The organism is Arthrobacter sp. 210 2, from assembly GCF_059093025.1.
This window is the reverse complement of record NZ_JBNHIE010000004.1, coordinates 173,500-195,979: the sequence shown is the minus strand read 5'-3', so window position 1 is coordinate 195,979 and position 22,480 is coordinate 173,500. Positions and strand designations below refer to the sequence as shown.

At 66.7% G+C, this 22,480-nt stretch carries 19 protein-coding genes; 13 read left to right on the top strand and 6 right to left on the bottom strand.

The genetic code is table 11. The annotated features are described in order from the left end of the window. Positions 1-122 precede the first annotated feature (122 nt). Genes glyA through purU form a run of 7 tightly spaced genes read left to right on the top strand, consistent with a single transcriptional unit; the run spans position 123 to position 9,031 of the window. Positions 123-1,463, top strand: coding sequence for a serine hydroxymethyltransferase (glyA, locus tag AC5RWA_RS10465; protein WP_079595319.1), 1,341 nt, complete (start codon positions 123-125; stop codon positions 1,461-1,463). After that, a complete protein-coding gene (locus AC5RWA_RS10460; RefSeq protein ID WP_079595318.1) occupies positions 1,460-2,680 on the top strand; it encodes a sarcosine oxidase subunit beta family protein in 1,221 nt (406 codons plus the stop codon). The genes glyA and AC5RWA_RS10460 overlap by 4 nt, the downstream gene beginning before the upstream one ends. Positions 2,681-2,708: 28 nt before the next feature. Next, on the top strand, positions 2,709-3,119 hold the full coding sequence (locus tag AC5RWA_RS10455; protein ID WP_079595317.1) for a sarcosine oxidase subunit delta: 411 nt from the start codon (positions 2,709-2,711) through the stop codon (positions 3,117-3,119). After that, on the top strand, positions 3,116-6,073 hold the full coding sequence (locus tag AC5RWA_RS10450) for a sarcosine oxidase subunit alpha family protein (RefSeq protein WP_494057543.1): 2,958 nt from the start codon (positions 3,116-3,118) through the stop codon (positions 6,071-6,073). Before AC5RWA_RS10455 ends, AC5RWA_RS10450 begins: the two co-directional genes overlap by 4 nt. After that, entirely contained in the window at positions 6,066-6,716 is a 651-nt protein-coding gene (locus tag AC5RWA_RS10445) for a sarcosine oxidase subunit gamma (RefSeq protein WP_079595315.1), read from the top strand. The genes AC5RWA_RS10450 and AC5RWA_RS10445 overlap by 8 nt, the downstream gene beginning before the upstream one ends. After that, positions 6,716-8,131 carry an L-serine ammonia-lyase gene (locus AC5RWA_RS10440; RefSeq protein WP_079595314.1) on the top strand — a complete coding sequence of 472 codons (1,416 nt, stop codon included), beginning with the start codon at positions 6,716-6,718 and terminating at the stop codon, positions 8,129-8,131. The genes AC5RWA_RS10445 and AC5RWA_RS10440 overlap by 1 nt, the downstream gene beginning before the upstream one ends. A gap of 3 nt (positions 8,132-8,134) precedes the next feature. Next, a complete protein-coding gene (purU, locus tag AC5RWA_RS10435) occupies positions 8,135-9,031 on the top strand; it encodes a formyltetrahydrofolate deformylase (RefSeq protein WP_079595313.1) in 897 nt (298 codons plus the stop codon). Between the two features lie 148 nt (positions 9,032-9,179). On the opposite strand, the gene AC5RWA_RS10430 is transcribed toward purU, so the two are convergent. Next, positions 9,180-9,782, bottom strand: a complete 603-nt coding sequence (locus AC5RWA_RS10430) for a TetR/AcrR family transcriptional regulator (protein ID WP_079595312.1) — start codon at positions 9,780-9,782, stop codon at positions 9,180-9,182. 161 nt (positions 9,783-9,943) lie between these two features. Between AC5RWA_RS10430 and AC5RWA_RS10425 the strand changes: the two genes are divergently transcribed. The 3 genes from AC5RWA_RS10425 to AC5RWA_RS10415 all read left to right on the top strand — a co-directional run bounded on the left by AC5RWA_RS10425 (position 9,944) and on the right by AC5RWA_RS10415 (position 13,207). Further along, a complete protein-coding gene (locus AC5RWA_RS10425; protein WP_079595311.1) occupies positions 9,944-10,288 on the top strand; it encodes a cupin domain-containing protein in 345 nt (114 codons plus the stop codon). Between the two features lie 5 nt (positions 10,289-10,293). Further along, a complete protein-coding gene (locus tag AC5RWA_RS10420; RefSeq protein ID WP_254865439.1) occupies positions 10,294-11,643 on the top strand; it encodes a flavin monoamine oxidase family protein in 1,350 nt (449 codons plus the stop codon). An 88-nt stretch (positions 11,644-11,731) separates the two neighbouring features. Further along, positions 11,732-13,207: an APC family permease gene (locus AC5RWA_RS10415; protein WP_079595310.1), complete on the top strand. Its 1,476-nt coding sequence runs from the start codon at positions 11,732-11,734 to the stop codon at positions 13,205-13,207. Here the strand turns inward: AC5RWA_RS10415 and AC5RWA_RS10410 are convergent. Then, positions 13,200-13,883 (bottom strand): AmiS/UreI family transporter, encoded by a 684-nt coding sequence (locus AC5RWA_RS10410; protein ID WP_494057542.1) that lies wholly within the window; start codon positions 13,881-13,883, stop codon positions 13,200-13,202. The genes AC5RWA_RS10415 and AC5RWA_RS10410 overlap by 8 nt on opposite strands. A gap of 164 nt (positions 13,884-14,047) precedes the next feature. Here AC5RWA_RS10410 and gdhA point away from each other — a divergent pair, with 164 nt between their 5' ends. Next, positions 14,048-15,385, top strand: a complete 1,338-nt coding sequence (gene gdhA / locus AC5RWA_RS10405; protein ID WP_494057541.1) for an NADP-specific glutamate dehydrogenase — start codon at positions 14,048-14,050, stop codon at positions 15,383-15,385. Between the two features lie 5 nt (positions 15,386-15,390). On the opposite strand, the gene AC5RWA_RS10400 is transcribed toward gdhA, so the two are convergent. From AC5RWA_RS10400 to AC5RWA_RS10390, 3 genes are all read right to left on the bottom strand, one after another. Beyond that, positions 15,391-16,359, bottom strand: coding sequence for an AraC-like ligand-binding domain-containing protein (locus AC5RWA_RS10400; protein ID WP_079595307.1), 969 nt, complete (start codon positions 16,357-16,359; stop codon positions 15,391-15,393). 123 nt (positions 16,360-16,482) lie between these two features. After that, positions 16,483-17,580, bottom strand: coding sequence for a D-TA family PLP-dependent enzyme (locus AC5RWA_RS10395; RefSeq protein ID WP_494057540.1), 1,098 nt, complete (start codon positions 17,578-17,580; stop codon positions 16,483-16,485). Next, entirely contained in the window at positions 17,577-18,158 is a 582-nt protein-coding gene (locus tag AC5RWA_RS10390) for a TetR/AcrR family transcriptional regulator (protein ID WP_079595862.1), read from the bottom strand. Before AC5RWA_RS10390 ends, AC5RWA_RS10395 begins: the two co-directional genes overlap by 4 nt. Before the next feature lie 122 nt (positions 18,159-18,280). Here AC5RWA_RS10390 and AC5RWA_RS10385 point away from each other — a divergent pair, with 122 nt between their 5' ends. Together AC5RWA_RS10385 and AC5RWA_RS10380 are read left to right on the top strand one after the other, a co-directional pair. Then, positions 18,281-20,227 carry a primary-amine oxidase gene (locus AC5RWA_RS10385; RefSeq protein ID WP_494057539.1) on the top strand — a complete coding sequence of 649 codons (1,947 nt, stop codon included), beginning with the start codon at positions 18,281-18,283 and terminating at the stop codon, positions 20,225-20,227. Between the two features lie 22 nt (positions 20,228-20,249). Continuing rightward, positions 20,250-20,684 (top strand): hypothetical protein, encoded by a 435-nt coding sequence (locus AC5RWA_RS10380; RefSeq protein ID WP_494057538.1) that lies wholly within the window; start codon positions 20,250-20,252, stop codon positions 20,682-20,684. 7 nt (positions 20,685-20,691) lie between these two features. Here AC5RWA_RS10380 and AC5RWA_RS10375 read toward each other — a convergent pair whose 3' ends face one another. Then, positions 20,692-22,407 carry an alkaline phosphatase D family protein gene (locus tag AC5RWA_RS10375; protein WP_494057537.1) on the bottom strand — a complete coding sequence of 572 codons (1,716 nt, stop codon included), beginning with the start codon at positions 22,405-22,407 and terminating at the stop codon, positions 20,692-20,694. Positions 22,408-22,480: the final 73 nt, after the last annotated feature.

The following is a 22,480-nucleotide window of genomic DNA, read 5'->3' as shown; positions in this document are numbered from 1 at the left end:
GAGGCTCTCCATGGTTCCTATTGACTCCTGCGTGATGTGGAACATACTATTACGTCAGTTCTAATATATCAGTTACAGGTCAGTTGTTGATCAGTAAACCGAAGGGCCTCTGAAGGAGAAACATGCAGAACGTACTCAACGCCTCGCTCGCCCAGGTGGACTCCGATGTTGCCGCCGCTGTAGCAAAGGAGCTGGAGCGGCAGCAGAACACCCTGGAGATGATCGCCTCGGAGAACTTCGCCCCGGCGTCGGTCATGGAGGCGCAGGGTTCGGTCCTGACCAACAAGTACGCAGAGGGCTACCCCGGGAAGCGCTACTACGGCGGCTGCGAGCACGTGGACGTCGTGGAACAGCTCGCCATCGATCGCGTCAAGGCCCTGTTCGGCGCAGAATTCGCCAACGTGCAGCCGCATTCCGGCGCCCAGGCCAACGCCGCAGCGATGTTTGCCCTGCTGAACCCGGGCGACACCATCCTGGGCCTTTCCCTGGCGCACGGCGGCCACCTCACCCACGGCATGAAGATCAACTTCTCCGGCAAGCTCTACAACGTGGTTCCCTACCACGTCCGTGAATCCGACCTCCGGGTGGACATGGCCGAGGTGGAAGCCCTGGCCCTGGAGCACAAGCCCAAGCTCATCGTCGCCGGCTGGTCCGCCTACTCCCGCCAGCTGGACTTCGCCGAGTTCCGCCGCATCGCCGACCTCGTTGGTGCCTACCTGATGGTGGACATGGCCCACTTCGCCGGCCTCGTTGCCGCAGGGCTGCACCCGAACCCGGTCCCCTTCGCGGACGTGGTCACCACCACCACCCACAAGACCCTGGGCGGCCCGCGCGGCGGCGTCATCCTGGCCAAGGAGGAGTACGCCAAGAAGATCAACAGCGCTGTGTTCCCCGGCCAGCAGGGCGGCCCGCTGGAGCACGTCATTGCAGCCAAGGCCGTGGCCTTCAAGCTCGCCGGATCGCCCGAATTCAAGGAACGCCAGGAGCGGGTCCTGCAGGGTGCCAAGCTGCTGGCCGAGCGTCTCCTCCAGTCCGACGTCGAAGCCGCAGGCATCTCCGTTGTCAACGGCGGCACGGACGTCCACCTGGTCCTCGTGGACCTGCGCAACTCGGAGCTCGACGGCCAGCAGGCCGAAGACGCCCTCCACCGGATCGGCATCACCGTCAACCGCAACGCAGTACCCTTCGACCCCCGCCCGCCGATGGTTTCCTCCGGCCTCCGGATCGGCACCCCTGCCCTGGCCACACGCGGATTCGGCGCCGCTGAATTCACCGAGGTCGCGGACATCATCGCCACGGCCCTGATCGCGGCAGCCGGCAGCGGCACCCTGGACGAGGACACCGCCGTCGAACTCCGCAGCCGCGTCACCGCCCTTGCCGACCAGTTCCCCCTTTACCCCCACCTCAACGACGATGCCGCCCTGGCCGGTGTTGAAGCAGACCTGATTGGAGCCGCCCAGTGAGCACCCAGCAGCTTCCGGAGCACCCGGACTTCCTCTGGCGGAACCCCGAGCCCAAGTCCTCCTACGACGCCGTGATCGTCGGCGGCGGCGGGCACGGCCTGGCCACCGCGTACTTCCTGGCCAAGAACCACGGCATGACCAACATCGCCGTCCTGGAAAAGGGCTGGCTGGCCGGCGGCAACATGGCCCGGAACACCACCATCATCCGCTCCAACTACCTCTGGGACGAGAGCGCGGCCATTTACGAGCACGCCCTCAAGCTCTGGGAAATCCTGCCGGAGGAACTCGAATACGATTTCCTCTTCAGCCAGCGCGGCGTGATGAACCTGGCCCACACCCTCGGCGACGTGCGTGAAAGCATGCGCCGCGTGGGCGCCAACAAGCTCAACGGTGTTGACGCCGAATGGCTGGACCCGCAGCAGGTCAAGGAACTCTGCCCCATCCTGAACATCAGCGACAACATCCGCTACCCCGTCATGGGCGCCACCTACCAGCCCCGTGCCGGCATCGCCAAGCACGACCACGTGGCCTGGGCCTTCGCCCGCAAGTGCGACGAGCTGGGCGTGGACATCATCCAGAACTGCGAAGTCACCGGCTTCGTCAAGGATGGAGAGCGCGTGGTGGGCGTCAAGACCAACCGCGGCACCATCAACACCGAAAAGGTGGGCCTGTGCGCCGCCGGCCACAGCTCCGTCCTGGCCGAAATGGCCGGCTTCCAGCTCCCCATCCAGTCCCACCCGCTGCAGGCACTGGTCTCCGAGCTGCACGAGCCGGTCCACCCCACCGTTGTGATGTCCAACCACGTGCACGTCTACGTCTCCCAGGCCCACAAGGGCGAACTGGTGATGGGCGCCGGCGTGGACTCCTACAACGGCTACGGCCAGCGCGGCTCCTTCCATGTGATCGAGCAGCAGATGGCGGCCGCCGTCGAACTCTTCCCCATCTTCGCCCGGGCCCACGTGCTCCGGACCTGGGGCGGGATCGTGGACACCACGCTGGACGCTTCCCCGATCGTGGGCAACACCCCGGTGGAGAACATGTTCGTGAACTGCGGCTGGGGTACCGGCGGCTTCAAGGGCACGCCCGCGGCCGGCATGACCTTCGCGCACAACATCGCTACGGGCTCCCCGCACAAGCTGAACGCGCCGTTCTCCTTGGAGCGCTTCGAAACCGGCGCGCTCATTGACGAACACGGCGCCGCCGCCGTAGCCCACTAGCCGCCGCCTCCACAGAAAGACAACGCACATGCTGCTGATCTCATGCCCCAACTGCGGCCCCCGGGATGAAACCGAATTCCACTATGGCGGCCAGGCCCACGTGGCCTACCCGGAAAACCCGAACGAACTGAACGACACGGAGTGGTCCCGGTACCTCTTCTACCGCGAGAACCCCAAGGGCACCTTCGCCGAGCGCTGGGTCCACAGCACCGGCTGCCGCCAGTGGTTCAACATGCTGCGTGACACCGTCAGCTACGACATCCAGGCCATCTACCCGATGGGCACGCCCCGGCCCGACCGGGCAGCCCCGCGAACCGCCGAATCCGGAACTGCCAGCACCGCTGCTGACAGCACCACCACCGGAACCGCGGCGCCCGACATCTCAGGCACCAGCACAACACCTGCCAGCACCACCGCCCCGGAAGGAGCAACCAAGTGACTTCCCAGAATGCCCGCCTCGCCGCCGGCGGCCGCATCGACCGCACCATTTCCTGGCGCTTCACTGTGGACGGCGAGGAATTCACCGGCCACCCCGGGGACACGCTGGCTTCCGCGCTGCTCGCCAACGGCCGTGTCGCGGTCGGCAACTCGCTGTACGAGGACCGGCCCCGTGGCATCCTGGCTGCCGGAGTCGAGGAACCCAACGCCCTGGTGAAGGTGGCCCCGCGCTTCCCCGGCCACGTTGCCGAATCGATGCTTCCCGCCACCACCATCTCCCTGGTGGACGGCCTGAAGGCCGAACTGCTCAACGGCCTCGGCCGGCTGGACCCCGAAGAGGACCGCGCCGAATACGACAAGAAGTACGTCCACACCGACGTCCTGGTCATCGGCGGCGGCCCCGCCGGCCTGGCGGCTGCCCGTGAGGCCGTCCGCACCGGCGCCCGCGTGATGCTCCTTGATGACCAGCCCGAACTGGGCGGTGCCCTGCTCTCCGGCTCCACCGCAGCTGAGCTCGGCGAGACGGTCGAAGGCAAGCCCGCCCTGGAATGGGTGGCGGACGTGGAAGCCGAGCTGGTCTCCAACGCCGAATGCACTGTCCTGAACCGCACCACGGCGTTCGGCGCCTACGACGCCAACTACGTCATTGCCGTCCAGAACCGTACGGACCACCTCTCCAGCCCGGCCGCCCCCGGTGTGTCCCGCCAGCGTATTTGGCACATCCGTGCCAAGCAGGTTGTGCTGGCTCCGGGCGCGCACGAGCGTCCCCTGGTCTTTGAAAACAACGACCGCCCCGGCATCATGCTCGCCTCCGCCGTCCGCAGCTACCTGAACCGCTACGCCGTGGCCCCCGGCCAGCGCGTGGTCATCAGCACCACCAACGACAGCGCCTACGCCCTGGCCGCCGACCTCCGCGCCGCCGGCGTCAAGATCGCCGCCGTGGTGGACGCCCGTCCCAAGCTCACGGACGTGGCAGCCGCCGCCGTCGAAGCCGGCACCCGCGTGCTGATCGGCAGCGCCGTGGCCAACACCAGCGCCGCCGCCGGTGAGGGAGCGAACGCAGGCAGGCTGGACGGCGTGACCGTCCGCAGCATCAACGACGACGGCGAACTCACCTCGGGCATCGAACAGATCGCCTGCGACCTGCTGGCAGTGTCCGGCGGCTGGAGCCCGCTGGTGCACCTGCACTCCCAGCGGCAGGGCAAGCTGCGCTGGGACGACGCCCTGGCCGCCTTCGTCCCCAGCACCGAGGTTCCGAACCAGCAGATCGTCGGCTCCGGCCGCGGCTCCTTCGACACCGCTGACTGCCTCGCCGAGGGCGTCTCCGCCGGCGCGAAGGCGGCCATCGGCGCCGGCTTCACCTCCGCCGTCGAACCTTCCCCGCTGGGCGGGCCGACAGCGTCTGCCCCCACCCGCCAGCTGTGGCTGGTGCCGGGCGAGACCGGCACGCCGGACGACTGGCACCACCACTTCGTGGACTTCCAGCGTGACCAGTCCGTGGCGGATGTCCTCCGTTCCACCGGCGCCGGCATGCGGTCCGTTGAGCACATCAAGCGCTACACCTCCATCAGCACCGCCAACGACCAGGGCAAGACCTCCGGCGTCAACGCGATCGGCGTCATCGCCGCCGCACTCCGGACCGCCGGCGAAGCGTCCCGCGGCATCGGCGACATCGGCACCACCACCTACCGCGCCCCGTTCACGCCGGTTGCGTTCGCGGCACTGGCCGGACGCCAGCGCGGCGAACTCTTCGACCCCGCACGCATCACCTCCATCCACCCGTGGCACGTCGCCAAGGGCGCGTTGTTCGAGGATGTGGGGCAGTGGAAGCGGCCCTGGTACTACCCGCAGGACGGGGAGGACATGGACGCCGCCGTGCTGCGCGAATGCGCAGCAGTCCGTGACTCCGTGGGCTTCATGGACGCCACCACCCTGGGCAAGATCGAAATCCGCGGCAAGGACGCGGGCGAATTCCTGAACCGCATCTACACCAACGCGTTCAAGAAGCTCGCCCCCGGCTCCGCCCGCTACGGCGTCATGTGCACACCGGACGGCATGATCTTCGACGACGGCGTGACCCTGCGCCTCGACGAGGACCGTTTCTTCATGACCACCACCACCGGCGGAGCCGGCAAGGTGCTGGACTGGCTGGAGGAATGGCTCCAGACGGAATGGCCGGAACTGGACGTGCACTGCACCTCAGTGACCGAACAGTGGAACACCATCGCCGTCGTCGGACCGAAGTCCCGCGAGGTCATCGCCAAGGTGGCACCGGAGCTGGCCGCGAACGGAGGCCTGGACACCGAGGCCTTCCCGTTCATGACCTTCCGGGAAACCACCCTCGCCTCCGGCGTCCGTGCCCGCATCTGCCGGATCTCGTTCTCCGGTGAACTGGCCTACGAAATCAACATCCCGGCCTGGTACGGGCTCAACACCTGGGAAGCCGTTGCGGCTGCCGGTGCCGAATTCAACATCACCCCCTACGGCACCGAAACCATGCACGTCCTGCGCGCCGAAAAGGGCTACCCGATCGTCGGGCAGGACACGGACGGCACCGTCACCCCGCAGGACGCCGGCATGGAGTGGATCGTTTCCAAGGCCAAGGACTTCATCGGCAAGCGCTCCTACTCCCGGGCGGACGCGCAGCGTGAAGACCGCAAGCACCTGGTCAGCGTCCTTCCGGTGGACGGCACCCTGCGGCTGCCCGAAGGCACCCAGCTCGTGGAAAAGGGCCGTTCCACCAATCCCGCCTACGGGCCGGTGCCCATGGAAGGCTTCGTCACCTCGAGCTACCACAGCGCAGCACTGGGCAGGTCATTCGGCCTCGCCCTGATCAAGAACGGCCGCAACCGCATCGGCGAGACCCTCGTGGCAGCTGCCGGCGATCAGCTGGTGGACGTCGTTGTCGCAGAAACAGTGCTTTTTGACCCCGAAGGGACCCGTAAAGATGGCTGAAACAGCAGCATCCCCGACCTCTGCCAAGAACCTCGCAGACAAGAACCTTGCCGTCCGCGTCAGCCCGGCGAAGCAGCTGCAGGACGCCTTCGCTGCCGGCTCCCTGGCGGGCACCGTGGAACTGTCCGAGCTGCCCTTCCTCACCATGGTGGGGCTCCGCGCCGGTGCCGGCACCGAAACGGCCCAGCGGCTGGCCTCCGTCACCGGCGGCCTGCCCGCCCGGTCCGGTGACGTGGCCGGCAACGGTGACACCTCCGTCCTGTGGCTGGGACCCGGGGAGTTCCTGGTGGTGGCACCCACCGAGGCGCACGAATCCCTGGGCGGCGACCTGATCCGTGCCCTGCAGGACGCGCTGGGCGACGGCGAAGGCCAGGTGGTGGACCTCTCCGCCAACCGCACCACCTTCGAACTGACCGGTCCGCAGGGGCGGGCAGTGCTTGAGAAGGGCTGCTCCCTGGACCTGCACCCCCGGGAGTTCAAGGCCGGAACCGCCGTCTCCACCGAGATCGCCAACATCCCCGCCATCCTCTGGAAGACCGGCGAGGAGTCCTTCCGGATCTTCCCCAGGGCGTCCTTCGCCGAGTTCCTGGGCCGGTGGCTCCTGGACGCGATGCGGGAGTACGCCTCGCCAGAGGTCCCCTGATGGCGCTCAGCGTCCTTGACCTGTTCTCTGTCGGCATCGGGCCCTCCTCGTCACACACGGTGGGCCCGATGCGGGCGGCCAAGCTCTTCGCTGATGGCCTGAAGGGCGACGGGCAGCTCAGCTCCACCGTGCGCGTCCAGTCGGAACTTTTCGGTTCCCTGGGCGCCACGGGGCGGGGCCACGGCTCGGACAAAGCGGTTGTCCTGGGGCTGCAGGGCCTCGAACCGGAAACCGTCAACACCTTCACCGCCGACGACCAGGTGGCGGCCGCCGCGCTGGACGCCGAGCTGCACATCGCCGGCACCCACCGGGTGGACTTCAACTGGGATGAGGACGTGGTCCTGCACCGCCGCAAATCCCTTCCCGCCCACCCCAACGGCATGACGTTCCGCGCGCTGGACCACACCGGATCCGTGCTCAGTGAACGGAGCTTCTATTCCATTGGCGGCGGCTTCGTGGTGGATGGTGACGCTGCCGGCGCGGACAAGGTAGTGGCGGATGACACCGTGCTGCCCTACGCGTTCAGCACCGCCGACGAGCTGCTGGAAATCTGCAGCCGCGAAGGCATGTCCATCTCCGACGTCATGCTCGCCAACGAGCTGGTCTGGCACACGGAGGCCGAGCTGCGGGAGAAGCTGCTGGGCCTGTGGGCAGTGATGCGCGAGTGCGTGGAGAACGGCTGCAACGCGGAGGGCATTTTGCCCGGCGGGCTGAACGTGACGCGGCGCGCACCGGCGCTGTTCCGCACGCTGACCGCCTCTGCTGCCAGCGCGGAAGCCGCGGCGGCATCACCGTCGCCCGTCCAGGCCCCCGCGGATCCGCTGCTGGCGATGGAATGGGTGAACCTGTTCGCCCTCGCCGTCAATGAAGAAAACGCCGCGGGCGGGCGGATCGTCACCGCTCCCACCAACGGCGCGGCCGGCATCGTGCCGGCGGTACTGCACTACTACGTGAAGTTTGTTCCGGGAGCCGACGACGACGGTGTGGTCCGCTTCCTCCTGGCGGCAGCCGCCGTCGGGATCCTTTTCAAAACGAACGCCTCCATCTCCGGAGCCGAAGTGGGCTGCCAGGGCGAGGTGGGCTCGGCCTGTTCCATGGCGGCCGCAGGGCTGTGCGAGGTGCTGGGCGGAACGCCCGCGCAGGTGGAGAACGCCGCCGAGGTGGGCATCGAACACAACCTCGGGCTCACCTGCGATCCCGTGGGCGGGCTGGTGCAGATTCCCTGCATCGAACGGAATGCCATCGCCAGCGTCAAGGCCATCAACGCGGCCCGGCTGGCCCTGCACGGGGACGGCAGCCACAAGGTCTCCCTGGACAAGGCCATCAAAACCATGCGCGACACAGGAGCTGACATGAAAACCAAGTACAAGGAAACCTCCCGAGGCGGCCTGGCCGTGAATGTGATCGAGTGCTGAGCCATGACCGCTACTGAAACCCACATCCCCGCCCCGCAGCAGTCCACCACGGTGGAACATGTGCTGACCCTCGACTGCCCGGAATCGCCCGGCATCGTGCATGCGGTCTCCAGCTTCCTCCTGGAGCATGGCTGCGACATCATCGACAACAAGCAGTTCGGCGAACGCTCCGAAGGCCACTTCTTCATGCGCGTGCATTTTGCGTCCGACGGCGATGCCTCCACTGCGGATACGCTGCGGGCAGCTTTCGCCCCCGTAGCTGAAAAGTTCGGCATGCGGTGGCAACTGGAACGCCAGGGAGCCAAGCGCAAGGTCCTGATCATGGTGTCCAAGTTCGGCCACTGCCTCAATGACCTGCTGTTCCGTGCCCGGATCGGCGAGCTGCCCATGGAGGTGGTTGCGGTGGTGTCCAACCACACCGACCACCAGGCACTCGCGGAGTGGCACGGTATCCCGTTCCACCACATCCCGGTGACGGCCGATACCAAGCCCCAGGCCGAAGCCAGGCTCCTGGAGCTGGTGGACGAACTGGATGTTGAGCTTGTGGTGCTGGCCCGCTACATGCAGGTGCTCAGCGACGAGCTGACCCGGAAGCTGGACGGCCGCGCCATCAACATCCACCACTCGTTCCTGCCCAGCTTCAAGGGCGCCAAGCCGTACCACCAGGCCTACGCCCGCGGGGTCAAGACCGTCGGTGCCACAGCCCACTACGTCAACGCGGAGCTGGACGAGGGACCAATCATCGCCCAGCAGGTGGTGGAAGTGGACCACACCTACGGACCCGAAGACCTCGTGGCCGCCGGCCGCGACACCGAATGCAAGGCCCTTTCCAACGCGGTGCGCTGGCACTGCGAGGGCAGGGTCATCCTGCAGGGCAACAGGACCGTGGTGCTTCGCTAGCCTTCGGCACGCCGCAAGCAGGCATGTGACTTAACTGAACAGCAACAGAAGGGCCCCTGCGGCCGCGCGAACTGCGCGGCGGCAGGGGCCCTGTGCGTTAAAGCAGCCGGAGTGCCGTCAGTCCGCGAGGGGACGGGCCGGACAAGGGTCAGGTGAGGCCGGAAGCGGCTGCACCATCCCGCCGGAGGATGACCACCTGGTGCACCTCCTCGAGGGCCGCCGCAATCTCCTCCCGTGAAACCCCGGCCAGGTACTGCAGCACCAGCCCGTCCAAGGCGGCGAACAGTGTGCGGGCGACGACGCGGACATGTGCAGTGACTCCAAAAGCCTCAAGTCCCGCGGCGAGGGCGTCAACGTAACTCTCGTACAGCGCGGCTACCGGTCCTGCCAGCTCCGGGCGCCGCCTGGCTTCCAGGATCATCTCGTACTGGAATACCTGCAGCTCGGGGTCCGTGAGGAGCAGGTCCATCAGGGCCTCGGTGAACGTTGCCTCCTGCTGCGCCGCATCGCGCAGGCGGGAGGCTGCAATTGACTGTTCGGAAGCCCACTGCAGGGCGGCCGCGATCAGCGCGTCACGTGATCCAAAGTGGTGTGCCACCAAGGTGTTGTTGACTCCCGCCGCTTCTGCCACTGCCCGGTAGGTGAGTCCCCGAAGGCCCTTGTGCGCCACCACATCCACAACGGCCCGAAGCAGCGCTTCGCGGCCTTTGCCGTACTTCGACGGGGAGGCTGGGGCGGAGGAAGGGGCCATGCCGTCGATTCTAGCCACCTGCGTGGCGGCCGACGGCGGCTATTGACTTAAAACTAAGCACTTGCTTAGATTAATTCACCATCCGTGACGGCAATCACACGCCGAGCCGGATGAACCACTTCCTTCCGACGCATCCCGCCCGTCCCCCCTTGGAGCCATTCATGACCATCGCACCTGCCTTCAGCACGTCCTCGACCCTTGATCAGGCCAAGAATGAACCCTTCGAACTCGGCCAGGTCCAGTGGGTCCGCCGGTTCGGCGAGGGCGGCCGCGAGGCGCTCGCCTGCGGCTACTGGCACGTCAACCCGTCCGAAGCGCCGGACCCCTTTGACCTGATCATGGAGGCCGATGAGACCATCCACATCCTCGCTGGGCACCTCCGCATAGAGGTTGAGGGAGGCGAGGCCTACGAGCTCACTGCCGGAAGCTCGGCGTCATTCAACAAGGGCGTGCGCACCCGCTGGGCCGTGCTGGCACCCACCATCGAATTCTTCGTCTATTCCTAGGGGCCATGATCATGGAGCAGCAGGACATTGACCGAAAAAAGCCGGACGTCATCGTGGTGGGGGCCGGGTTCGCCGGCCTTACCGCGGCACGCGAACTTACCCGGCAGGGCTTCTCGGTCCATATCATCGAGGCGCGCGACCGGATCGGGGGCAGGACGTGGCTGGACCACCGCCTCGGCCGCAACCTGGAGATCGGTGGAACATGGGTCCACTGGACGCAGCCCTATGTCTGGGCTGAGCTGAAGCGATATGGCCTGGGCACGGTCGCAAGTCCGGAGCCGGAGCGCGCCTTCTGGTGGGCAGACGGCGGCCGCCAGGAAGGTGCCCCCGGCATCCTCCTGCAGCTGATCGGGAAGTACAACCATGAACTGGTGAAGGACTCCCGCGAGTACTTCCCCGAACCCTTCCGGCCATTGGCCCGGGACGCTTTCAAGGAGATTGACCACATTTCCGTCCAGGACCGAATCAGGGAACAGTTCCCGGCAGGTTCATCCAGGGACATCCTTGAGTCATTCTGGGCCCTGAACTTCAACGGTCCACTCGAAGACGCCGCCCTGACGCAGGCCCTGCGCTGGATAGCGCTGACCAACGGCGACTGGGCGGTCAACTTCGAGGCCTGCGCCACCTACAAGATCGAGGGCGGCACGGCTGCCCTCGCGGAGTCCATCTTCCGGGACAGCGGAGCCGGGATTGACTACGGCTTCACCGTGGCTGGAATTTCGGACGACGGCGGCAGCGTCACCGTCCGCAGTTCCGACGGCAGGACCATCTCCGCGCGGTCCGCCATCGTTACCGTCCCGCTCCACGTCCTGCCCGGCATCGCCTTTGAGCCGCCGTTGCCGCCCTCCAAGGCGGACGGAGCCAGGCGCGGGCAGGTATCCAAAGGCGTCAAGGTCTGGATTCGGCTGCGGGGTGAGCATGCGCCGTTTGTCGCGCTGGGACAGGCCGACTGGGCGCTGAACTTCTTCCAGGTGGAATACACGCTCGACGGCGACACGATCGCCGTCGGCTTCGGCCCGGACGCTTCGAACATCGACGCCACGGACCCGGCCGCCGTCCAGGCGCACCTTAACCGTCTGGTGCCCGGCGCCGAGGTGGTGGACGTGGCCACCTATGACTGGGTGTCCGACCCGCTGGCCGGCGAAACCTGGCCGATGCACCGCACCGGTTTCCTCTCCGCGCACCTGGCCGCCCTGCAGGCACCACACGGCAACATCCTGTTCGCCGGCTCGGACATCGCCAACGGCTGGGGTGGATTCATCGACGGCGCCATCGAAAGTGGCATGGAGGCTGCCCTGGAAGCGGCAGCACATTCCGCCGCCGCATCCGGCACTGCGCTGACGGACAAGAACTGATCGCTGGCGGACAAAGCCGTCGGGCCGCCCGCTGCCAAGCTGGATTTCACAGCATTTCCCCACACTCATGACCGTTAAGAAGGATCCAATGAGTATTTCGAATTCCGAGTCCCGGACCACTGACGCTCCGGCCAGGGAGCATTCCACAGCCCTCCGCGCCGGGAGCATCGGCGTCATGGGCATCCTCTTTTTTGTCCTCTCCGCCCAGGCACCGCTGACGGGCATTGTGGGCGCTTCCCCGCTCGCGGCGGCCCTTGGCAACGGCGCCGGCGCCCCGGGCGCCTACCTGATCGTCGGCATTGTCATCGTCATCTTTGCCGTGGGCTTCGTGGCCATGAGCCGCAGGATCCAGGCCAACGGCGCCTTTTACGCCTACGTCACCGCCGCCTTCGGCAGGAAAACCGGTGCCGGGGCGGCCTGGCTTGCGCTGCTTGCCTACAACACCGTCCAGGCTGCCATGTACGGACTCTACGGGGCAGTCTTCTCCGGCCTGCTCGCCTCGATGGGCCTGGACGTGCCCTGGTGGCTCCTGGCCCTGGCCACCATGGCGGGCGTACAGGTGCTCGGGTCCCTGAACATCGAACTCGGCGCCCGCGTCCTGGCCCTGCTGGTGGGACTTGAGGTGGCCGTGCTGCTGCTGTTCGGTTTCACCGTCCTGTTCAGCGGCGGCGGCCCCGAAGGCATCAGTGTGGCAGCCTCCTTCTCGCCGGAAGCCATCGCCGCCGGCGCCCCCGGAGTGGCCATCATGTTCGCCGTGGCCTCCATGTTCGGCTTTGAATCCACGGCCATCTACTCGGCCGAGGCAAAGGACCCGCACCGCACCGTGGCCCGGGCAACCTACCTGTCCGTGGGCGTCATCGCGGTCTTCTTCTCGTTCATCTCCTGGATGCTGGTCAGCTACTACGGCCCGTCCCGGGTCATGGACGCGGCAGGCGCCGCCCTCGAATCAGGCGATGCCACCATCTTCGTCCTGGGGCCCATGGTGGAGCTTTTCGGTCCGTGGGCCGGCGTGGTCACCGGCGTCCTGCTGGTCACCTCGCTGCTCGCCGGAATCATCGCCTTCCACAACGGCATCAACCGCTACCTGCACTCCCTTGCCCTGCGCGGTTCCATGCCCGCCATCGTGGCCCGGACCAACCGGCACCGCGCACCGGCCGTGGCTGCCTGGATCCAGACCGCCACCGCCGTCGTCCTGGTGGCGCCGTTCGCCATCCTGGCGCTGGATCCCGTCCTGACACTCTTCTCCTGGTTCAGCGGACTGGCAGTAGCGGCACTCCTGGTGCTGTACATGCTCTGCTCGACCGCCGTCGTCGGCTTCTTCCGCCGTGAACGCGCCGGTGCCCAGCTCTGGCAGACGCTGGTTGCCCCGACGCTCGCGGCGCTGCTGCTGGGATGGATCCTGTTCCTGGTGGTCAGCAACTTCACGGCATTGATCGGCGGCAGCGCAGAGACGGCAACCGCCCTTCTGGTGGCTGTTCCCCTTGTTTTTGCGGCCGGGGTGCTGGTGGAAGCCCAGGTGCAGCGCCGGCAGAAGGCTGCAAGCCTGGGGCATCCGGTCAGGTAGAGCTCAGCCTTTCCGGGGGCTGCACGGGATGTCCGGCACTGGCCCGGCGTGGAGCGGCTCCGCGCCGGGCCAGCACTCGTGCCACAACAAACAGTGCGGCCAGGACTGCTGCCGCCGTCCAGGCAGCTGCCTGCCCGCGTGGCCAGTTGCCGGCCAGCCCGAGGAAAGCCGGAAGTGTGGCAGTCGTCTGGCTGGTCAGCACCAGCGCCCAGCCGATGAACGGGTCCAGGCGTGTGAGGCCCAGCGCCATTGATGCGAAAAACAACGCCCACAGCGCAGACCAGGCCAGCCACAGGACGGCCAGCAGCGGGTCCGGTCCAGCCCAGGCGGCGGCGAGCAGCAGGCCGACGACGCCCACCATGCCGCAGAACCACCCCAGGCCCTTCGAGCCAAGATCCAGCAGGGTGTCCAGCCCCACGTACACGTACGTCAGGCCGAACAGGAACATCCCTGCAGCAGCCAACAGCGGCCCTGCCTCTTCGAGCGCCGCCGCGCCTGGCAAAAATACGACGCCGAGCGCCAGTTGAACGGTCCCGATGGCAAGGCTGACCACGGCTGCGTCGCGACGGGGGAGGAGGCCCAGCGTGGCGAGTCCGTTGAGGAGCAGGGCTGCCCCCGAAAGCAGCAGGCAGATGTAGGCCATCAGACGGCCTTCCGGATGCACATCCTCGTGCACCTTACTTTCATTATGCGGAAGAGAACTGTCACAATACGGAGAATAAGGGACAAATAGCGCTCCGCCTACTGGCCTCCGGTCTTAATCCGATAGCTTGAAGGGTCAAGTTTCGAGCGGTTCAACAAAACGTACCGTTCCTGTTTCACGCAGAGGTGAGGAAAACCATGGATTCACGGCTCGAGGCCATCAGGGATACGGTCCTGGCACGGAACCCCGGCGAAGCGGAGTTCCACCAGGCGGTGGTCGAAGTCTTCGAAAGCCTCGGCCCCGTCCACGACAGGCACCCCGAATTCCTCGAAGCCGCCATCCTGGAGCGGCTCTGCGAGCCCGAGCGCCAGATCATCTTCCGCGTGCCGTGGACGGATGACACCGGGCGGGTGCAGATCAACCGCGGCTTCCGGGTGGAATTCAATTCGGCGCTGGGCCCGTACAAGGGAGGCCTGCGGTTCCACCCGTCCGTCTATTTGGGAATCGTCAAGTTCCTTGGTTTCGAGCAAATTTTCAAAAATGCCCTCACCGGCATGCCCATCGGCGGCGGCAAGGGCGGCTCCGACTTTGATCCGCGCGGCCGCAGCGATGCCGAAGTCATGAGTTTCTGCCAGTCCTTCATGACGGAGCTGTACCGGCACATCGGCGAGTACACCGACGTTCCGGCGGGGGACATCGGCGTGGGCGGACGCGAAATCGGGTACCTCTTCGGCCAGTACAAGCGCATCACCAACCGGTACGAATCCGGCGTGCTGACCGGCAAGGGCATCTCGTGGGGCGGCTCGCTCGTCAGGCCCGAAGCCACCGGCTTCGGGACCGTCATCTTTACGCAGGAAATGCTGAAGACCCGCGGAACGTCCTTTGACGGCAAGCGCGTGGTGGTCTCAGGCTCCGGCAACGTCGCCATCAACGCCATCGCCAAGGCCCAGGCCCTCGGCGCCACCGTGGTGGCCTGCTCCGACTCCTCCGGCTACATCGTGGATGAGGCGGGCATCGACGTCGGGCTCCTGCGCCAGGTTAAGGAGGTGGAGCGCGCACGGCTCAAGGAATACGCTGCCCGCCGGGCCGGCGTCTCCTACCTGGAGGGCGGTTCCGTGTGGGACGTTGACGCGTCGGTGGCACTGCCGTGCGCCACGCAGAACGAGCTCGACGGCGGTGCTGCCGCCAGGCTGGTGCGCGGCGGGCTCCTTGCAGTGGGCGAGGGCGCCAACATGCCGTCCACCCGTGACGCCGTCGCGGTGTTCCAGAAGGCGGGCGTGCTCTTCGGTCCCGGCAAGGCAGCCAACGCGGGCGGCGTTGCAACGTCCGCCTTGGAGATGCAGCAGAACGCCAGCCGGGACTCCTGGTCCTTTGAGCACACCGAAGAACGGCTGACGGAGATCATGGTGGGAATCCATCACCGGTGCGCGTCCACAGCCGACGAGTACGGCGACCCCGGCAACTACGTCCTCGGCGCCAACATCGGCGGCTTCGTGAAGGTGGCGGACGCCATGCTGGCCCAGGGGCTCATCTAGGAGTGCTAAGCGCCCCGGCGCCAGTCGCTTGGGGAGACGCCGAAGGCATCGCGGAACGTGCGGCTGAAATGTGCGGCGTCCAGGAAACCCCAGCGGGCTGCGACGGCACCCACGGACTGTGCGGCGTGCAGGGGGTCGCGCAGGTCGCGGCGGGCCCCCTCCAGCCGCTGGCTCCGGATCCAGCTGGCCACCGTTGTCCCGGACTCGTGGAACACGTTGTGCAGGTGGCGCGTCGAGATGAAGTGCGCGGCGGCGATGCTGGCGGGGGACAGCAGGGGATCGGCCAGGTTGGCCTCGATGTATTCACGGACGGACACTGCCAGGAGTGCCTGCGGCTTCATCCGGTCCGGCGTCATGTCCATTTCGGCGTGCAGCATGGTGGACACCAGGTCCAGGGCGTTGGCTGCCAGCCGCGAACCGCTGGGGCCGTCCAGGACGTCCAGATTCTCGGACAGCTGGCGGATGAACTGTCCCACAATTCCGCTGAGGCCGGTGCTGCCGGCCATCCTCACGGCAGCGAGCTGGCCCACGAAGTCGGTGGGCAGGGACAGTGCGTCGCAGGGGAACATCACCACCATCATCCGCGCCTGCTCCGCGAACGTCAGGGTGTAGGGCCTGTTGGTGTCGTAGATGGCCAGGTCGCCGGGCCGGAGGACGGCCTCGCGGTTGTCCTGGATGAGCAGCCCGGTGCCCTCCAGCTGCAGGTTGAGCTTGAAGTAGCGCTCATGGGCCTGGGCAATCAGGGCCGGGGTGCGGTGGACCTCGTGCGAGGTGGCCGTGACTTCGACGATGGACATGCGGTCCAGCACCCTTGCGCGCAGCTGTCCGCGGAACCCGTCCACGTCTGCCGTCCGTGCCGCGAGGGGTACGAAGGACTCGGCCACCAGGTGCTTCCAGTGGTCAAAGGACGTGGCAACGCTGGACGTAAGGCTTTGGCTGGCGGAATGTACCGCAGGCCGGGCTGGTGCTGGCATGGATGTTCCTGACGACGGCTGGCCATCTGATGTTCCCCGGGAGCTGTGTCCTGCAACACAGTCCCATCAGGTTACGGTCCGCAGGATCTTTTTTCAACGGTTGGCGAAAAAAGAGTGGAAGTACTACGCGTTCCTGCCGCGGGCCGCCACCGTCCACCGGTCCACGAGCTGCCCGCCGCTGGTGACGGCGACGTTATCCACGAGGTTGATGGCCAGGCAGACGTGGTTCGGGATGACCCGCAGCCGGTCGCCCAGGGCCGGCCTGTTTCCCGGGCCGTGCCACTCGACCGTGGCATGGTGCTCCGAGATGGCGGTGATCCGGGCCTCCGGATGATCGATCAGGCGGCCATATCCGGTGGCCCAGGCCGGCCGGTCGCTGCCCAGGATCTTGCTTCCGGCATCGATGATGAAGCGTTCCGGGGTACCGGGCGTGCTTGCATGGTGGCTCACCACCGTCGCCGCCACCGTCAGCGCGATGTCCTCCACACCGCACCGGCCAAGCTCAAGCTGCTGGGCGTCGCCGAACACGTAGACGCCCGGGCGCACCTCCGTTGCCACCGAGCTTTCGGTCAGCAGTGCAGTGGGCGTGGATCCACCGCTTCGCACGGTTGCGTTGTGTCCGGCGGCGGCCAGCGCACCCGAAGCCTGCCTGAGCGCCTCCTGCTCCTGTGCCGCTGCTTCCACCGGCATGCCGGGCGCGTAGCTGTGCCCGGGGAAGGTGAACACTCCCGCGACTTCAAGGCCGGCGTCGGACGCTGCTTTTGCCACGTCCGCCGCCGTCTGTGGGCGGACACCGCTGCGGTGATGGCCGCTGTCTATTTCAACCAGCACGCTGACGTTTCGGGCTGCCGGGCCGAGCCCCGCGCCGAGCATTGCTGCGCCTTTCGCCGAGTCCACGCCGACGGCGACCGTCACTGTGTCCGCCAGGCGCCGGAGCCGTTCGGCCTTCCCCGGCGAGACCCACAAGGGGTAGGCGATGAAGAGGTCGGTAACCCCTGCCGCCGCGAAGACTTCAGCCTCGCCGATGGTTGCCACCGTGAGTCCGGCGGCCCCGGCTGCCAGTTGGCGGGCGGCGATCTCCGGGATCTTGTGCGTTTTGGCGTGCGGACGAAGGGTGAGGCCTTTTGCCCGGACGGTTTCGCCCATCCGGGCAATGTTCCGGTCCAGGATGTCGAGGTCCACCAGGATGTCCGGGGTGTCGATGTCGGGCGGGATGGTCATAGCAGGGCCAGGAATCCCTCGAGCTGCTCCTCGAGCCCGGGATTGGGTGTGCCGTTGCCGAGTGCTGCGGCAATCTGCGCGCCGAGCAGCATGTTCAGGAGCTGGCCCGCCAGGACGGAATCATCGACGGCGGCCCGGACGTCTCCGCTGTCCCTCGCCTCTGCCAGGTAGCGCCGGATAGTGGCCAGCCACTCGCTCATGGACTGCTGATGGATGTCAGCCTTCTGGGGGTCGTTGACCGCCTTCTGCCAGAACGGGATGACGATCCGCGCCTCGTTGATGCGCTCCTCGTCGAGCGGGAGCACTTCGCGGCAGAAGGCCCGCAGGGCGGCCAACCCTGACTTGCCCCGGGTGACGTCCGCGATCCGCTGGTTGGTGCGGTTGAAGACGTGCCCGAACGCGAATTCCAGGAGCGTGTCCTTGGTGGGGAAGTAGGGCTTGAGCGCTCCGTTTGCAAAGCCCGCTTCCATGGCGATCTCCCGCATCGTGGCACCCTCCAGGCCCTGCCGGGCAATGATGCGCCAGGTGGCATCCACCAGTTCCAGGCGCCGCTCGTCATGGTCAACTATCTTCGGCACCGCGGCCACTCCCCGGGAAATATTTTCGCTCAGACTCTTGTGAGCCATGTTACGGAGGTTTATTCTCTACAACTATAGAAAATAAATCCGCAGACCCGAAAGGGTCAGGACAAAGGTTTCCCATGACGCTTGCTCCAACCCACGCCACATCAGCCTTCCAACTGGCCACCGGCGACGAAATTTCCGAGGTCCGGTCCATCCTGCATTCTGAAGGCCACCTCGAGCCGCACCACCGCATCGCCTACCTGGGTTTGGTGGAGCCACCCCGGGGAGCCGCGGCACATACTGTTGACCGGCGCTTCCGCATCTTCCTCCACGACGTCTCGGGTGGTGCCCCCAGCGACATCGTCGTCTCTTTGACGCAGCGCAAGGTGGTGTCCGCCGTCGTGCTTGACACTGCGGTGACCGGAGAACTCCCGGTCCTGGAGGAGGAGTTCGAAGTCGTCGAGGCGCTCCTGGCCGACGATGAGCGCTGGCTCAAAGCGCTGGGGGACCGGGACCTGGACGTCAACAAGGTCCGGGTTGCCCCGCTCTCCGCCGGCTCGTTCGAGTACACCGAGGAAAAGGGCCGCCGGATCCTGCGAGGCCTGGCCTTTGTCCAGGAATTCCCGGAGGACAGCGCCTGGGCCCATCCCGTGGACGGGCTCGTGGCCTATGTTGACGTGGTCAACAAGGAAGTCACCCAGGTGCTGGACCTCGGCCCCATGCCGGTGCCGTCCGAGCACGGCAATTACACGGATCCTGAACTGACCGGCCCGCTCCGCACCACGCAGAAGCCCATCAGCATCACCCAGCCGGAAGGCCCCAGCTTCTCAGTTTCGGGCGGCAACCACGTGGAGTGGGAAAAGTGGAGCGTGGATGTGGGCTTCGACGTCCGGGAAGGCGTGGTCCTGCACAACCTCGCCTTCCGGGACGGCGACAAGAAGCGCCCCATCATCAACCGCGCCTCCATTGCGGAAATGGTGGTTCCCTACGGGGACCCCTCGCCCATCCGGTCCTGGCAGAACTACTTCGACACGGGCGAATACCTGGTGGGCCAGTACGCGAACTCCCTGGAGCTGGGCTGTGACTGCCTGGGCGACATCACGTACCTCAGCCCGGTGATCAGCGACGCCTTCGGCAACCCGCGCGAGATCCGCAACGGCATCTGCATGCACGAGGAGGACTGGGGCATCCTGTCCAAGCACTCCGACCTGTGGTCCGGCGTCAACTACACCCGCCGCAACCGCCGCCTGGTGATCTCCTTCTTCACCACCATCGGCAACTACGACTACGGCTTCTACTGGTACCTCTACCTGGACGGCACCATCGAATTCGAGGCCAAGGCCACCGGTGTCGTCTTCACATCCGCCTTCCCCGAGGGCGGCTCGGACAACATCTCGCAGCTGGCACCCGGCCTCGGTGCCCCCTTCCACCAGCACCTGTTCAGCGCCCGCCTGGACATGGCCATCGACGGCTTCACCAACCGCGTGGAGGAGGAGGACGTGGTCCGCCAGGCCATGGGTCCCGGCAACGAACGCGGCAATGCGTTCTCCCGCAAGCGCACCGTGCTGGCCCGCGAGTCCGAGGCTGTCCGGGAAGCCGACGCCCGCGCCGGCCGGACCTGGATCATCTCCAATCCGGAGTCCCGCAACCGGCTGGGTGAGCCCGTGGGCTACAAACTCCACTCCGAGAACCAGCCCACCCTGCTGGCCGACCCCGGGTCCTCCATTGCCGCGCGTGCCGCCTTCGCCACCAAGGATCTCTGGGTCACCCGCTACGCCGAGGATGAGCGGTACCCCACGGGCGACTTCGTGAACCAGCATGCAGGCGGCGCAGGTTTGCCCGCGTATGTTGCGCAGGACCGTGACATCGACGGCCAGGACATCGTGGTGTGGCATACCTTCGGCCTGACCCACTTCCCGCGCGTCGAGGACTGGCCCATCATGCCCGTGGATACCGTGGGCTTTAAGCTCCGCCCCGAAGGTTTCTTTGACCGCAGCCCCGTCCTGGACGTGCCGGCCAACCCGAACAAGCCGGCCTCAGGGTCCTGCCACAGCGGGGGCGATAGCGGTGGCTCCTGCCACTAGTACCGGCAGCGGGATCCGGGACATGACGACGACGGCGGGACGGGTCCGCGCCTGCGGGCCTTTCCTGCATCCCCGCGTGTGCGCCGTGGCCATCGCTGTCTCCTCCCTTGTGCATGTGTGGCTGGCGGCTGCCGGCCATCATGGTGTGTGGCTTGGCGTCCTGATGGTGGCGATGGCGGCAGTCTGCGTCCCCTGCACCGTGCACGTGTGGCGGCACAGCCGGGTGGGTGCGCTCCATCAGGTGACCGTCACCGCCGTGCTGATGGCCGCTTTGCACGCGGCATTGCTGCTGGGAATGGCAGGTGCCGGACACGCTCATGGCGGGGGACCGTCGTCGTACGTCCCTGACACGTCCGGGGCTGCCCGCCTGCTGCTGGTCATCGGACTGGAAATGACGACGGCGATGCTCGCCGCCACGCTGGTGGCGCGGCTTCGGCGGCAGCCGGACCCGGGGTGAGCGGCGTCTACAGCCGTTCCCTCGCCGGCTCGCCGGCTTTGCGGCGGGCGACCGTCATCTCCGCCACGCGTTCCAGCCGTGGGTGCAGGTGATCGCCGCTGTCCACCACCCCTTTTTGCCACCACAGCCTCAGCCCCTCCGGCACCACTTCAAGGCAGGCAAGGTTGTTGTCGAACCAGGGACCATTGATGCCGGACCAGCGGAACGGCGGGTCCTGGACCTTTGCCGAACGCGCCACAGCCGCGCCCACCGGTGCGGCCAGGCCGTAGGACATGAGCGCCCCAAAGGAGCGCATCACCCGCGGCAGGGGGTTGCGGATGGGTGAGCAGACTGCCTGGATGATGCGGCTGCCCGAGGACCGCTCCACCTCGGAGACATAGGAAAAGTGGACGTCGCCGGACAGGAAGGTAATGGTTTCCGGTGCCGGCCCCCGTTTGCCGTCGGCCACCTCCACCGCCATTGCCGCCACCTGCCGGAAGCTTTTCTGGAACGCGGCCCAGTGCTCCAGGTCGGCCGCCTGGCGCAGCTTTTCACCTGCCCATGCCGCCGGCTTGCCCCATGCTCCTTCCGAGATGGCTTCGTCCCACGATTCCAGGTGGTGCAGGCCCATCGGCAGCAGGAACGGCAGGGACGTCGCCACCAGGACATGGCGGAAGCCGCCCTGCATCCGCTCGTCCAGCCAGGCCATTTCGACGTCGTCCAGGAGGGCGCGGCGGTCCGGGTCCAGGTTCCGGGCGGCACGGGAATCCACCACGATCAGCCGGGTATCCCCGAAATCCCGGGAGTAGCTCCACCGATAGTACTCAGGGTCCCTGTTCGCCCGTTCCGCGAGGCTGTCCAGATCGTCACTAAGGTCGAGCTCCTGCGCGCCCCGGTGCGCGGCGACTTTTTGCCACACGGGATCCGCGGCCCGTTCCTGCGGCGACAGGTTGCCCAGATGCTGGTACACCCAGTAGGACGCCAGCCCGGCCTTGATCCGGCCCCGCCACCAGGGAACATCCTGCATTGCCTCGCGCCAGGACCGTGAGGCGTTCCAGTCGTCCCGGATGTCATGGTCGTCGAAGATCATCGCACTGGGCAGGGTGGACAGCAGCCACCTGTTGGCCGGGTCCGACCAGGCGAGGTAATAGAGGTGCGCGTACTCTTCGTAGTCCTTCAGCTCCTCGCCGGGCGGTGCCTTGATGTCCCGGCGGGCCTTAATGAACTCCTGCATCTGCTTGCTGGTGGAATCGGCGTAGACCTGGTCCCCCAGGAAGGCCACCAGGTCCGGCCACGGCTCGCTGCTGCCGGAGATCATGTTCAGCGCGTAGGCCCTTAAGGAGTCCACCCCGTGGCTCCGGTTTCCTGCCGCATCATGTGGGACGCTGGTTCGGCAGGAACCGTAGGCCAAACGCAGGGGCTTGCCGGGGTTGAGGGTGGCAATGACCGGCGGCGGGAATTGGCCGTCGGGGTTTGAGCCATCCACCCCGCGCTGTTCCGGCGCCGGCCAGACGTGCGTCCCGTTGATCTCCACGGTGTAGGGCGTCACCGTTCCCGGCTCGAGGCCCTCCACTTCCACCAGCGCATAGTGGTGGCCGTGCACTGCGAACGTGGGGACTGCCCACTCCCCGGCGCCGGTCTTGACCTTGACCAGGGCAGTATCACGGGTTTCCACCCAGATACTCGCCGACGTCTCGTCCACGTACCGCATCATGGGGCCTAGCACCAGCGCTGGGGTAGTCATCTCTCAGTTGTACCCGCTGGCGGCCGGACGGGCTATGGGAGAAACCGCAGCATTGTGGTCGGCATCGTAAATG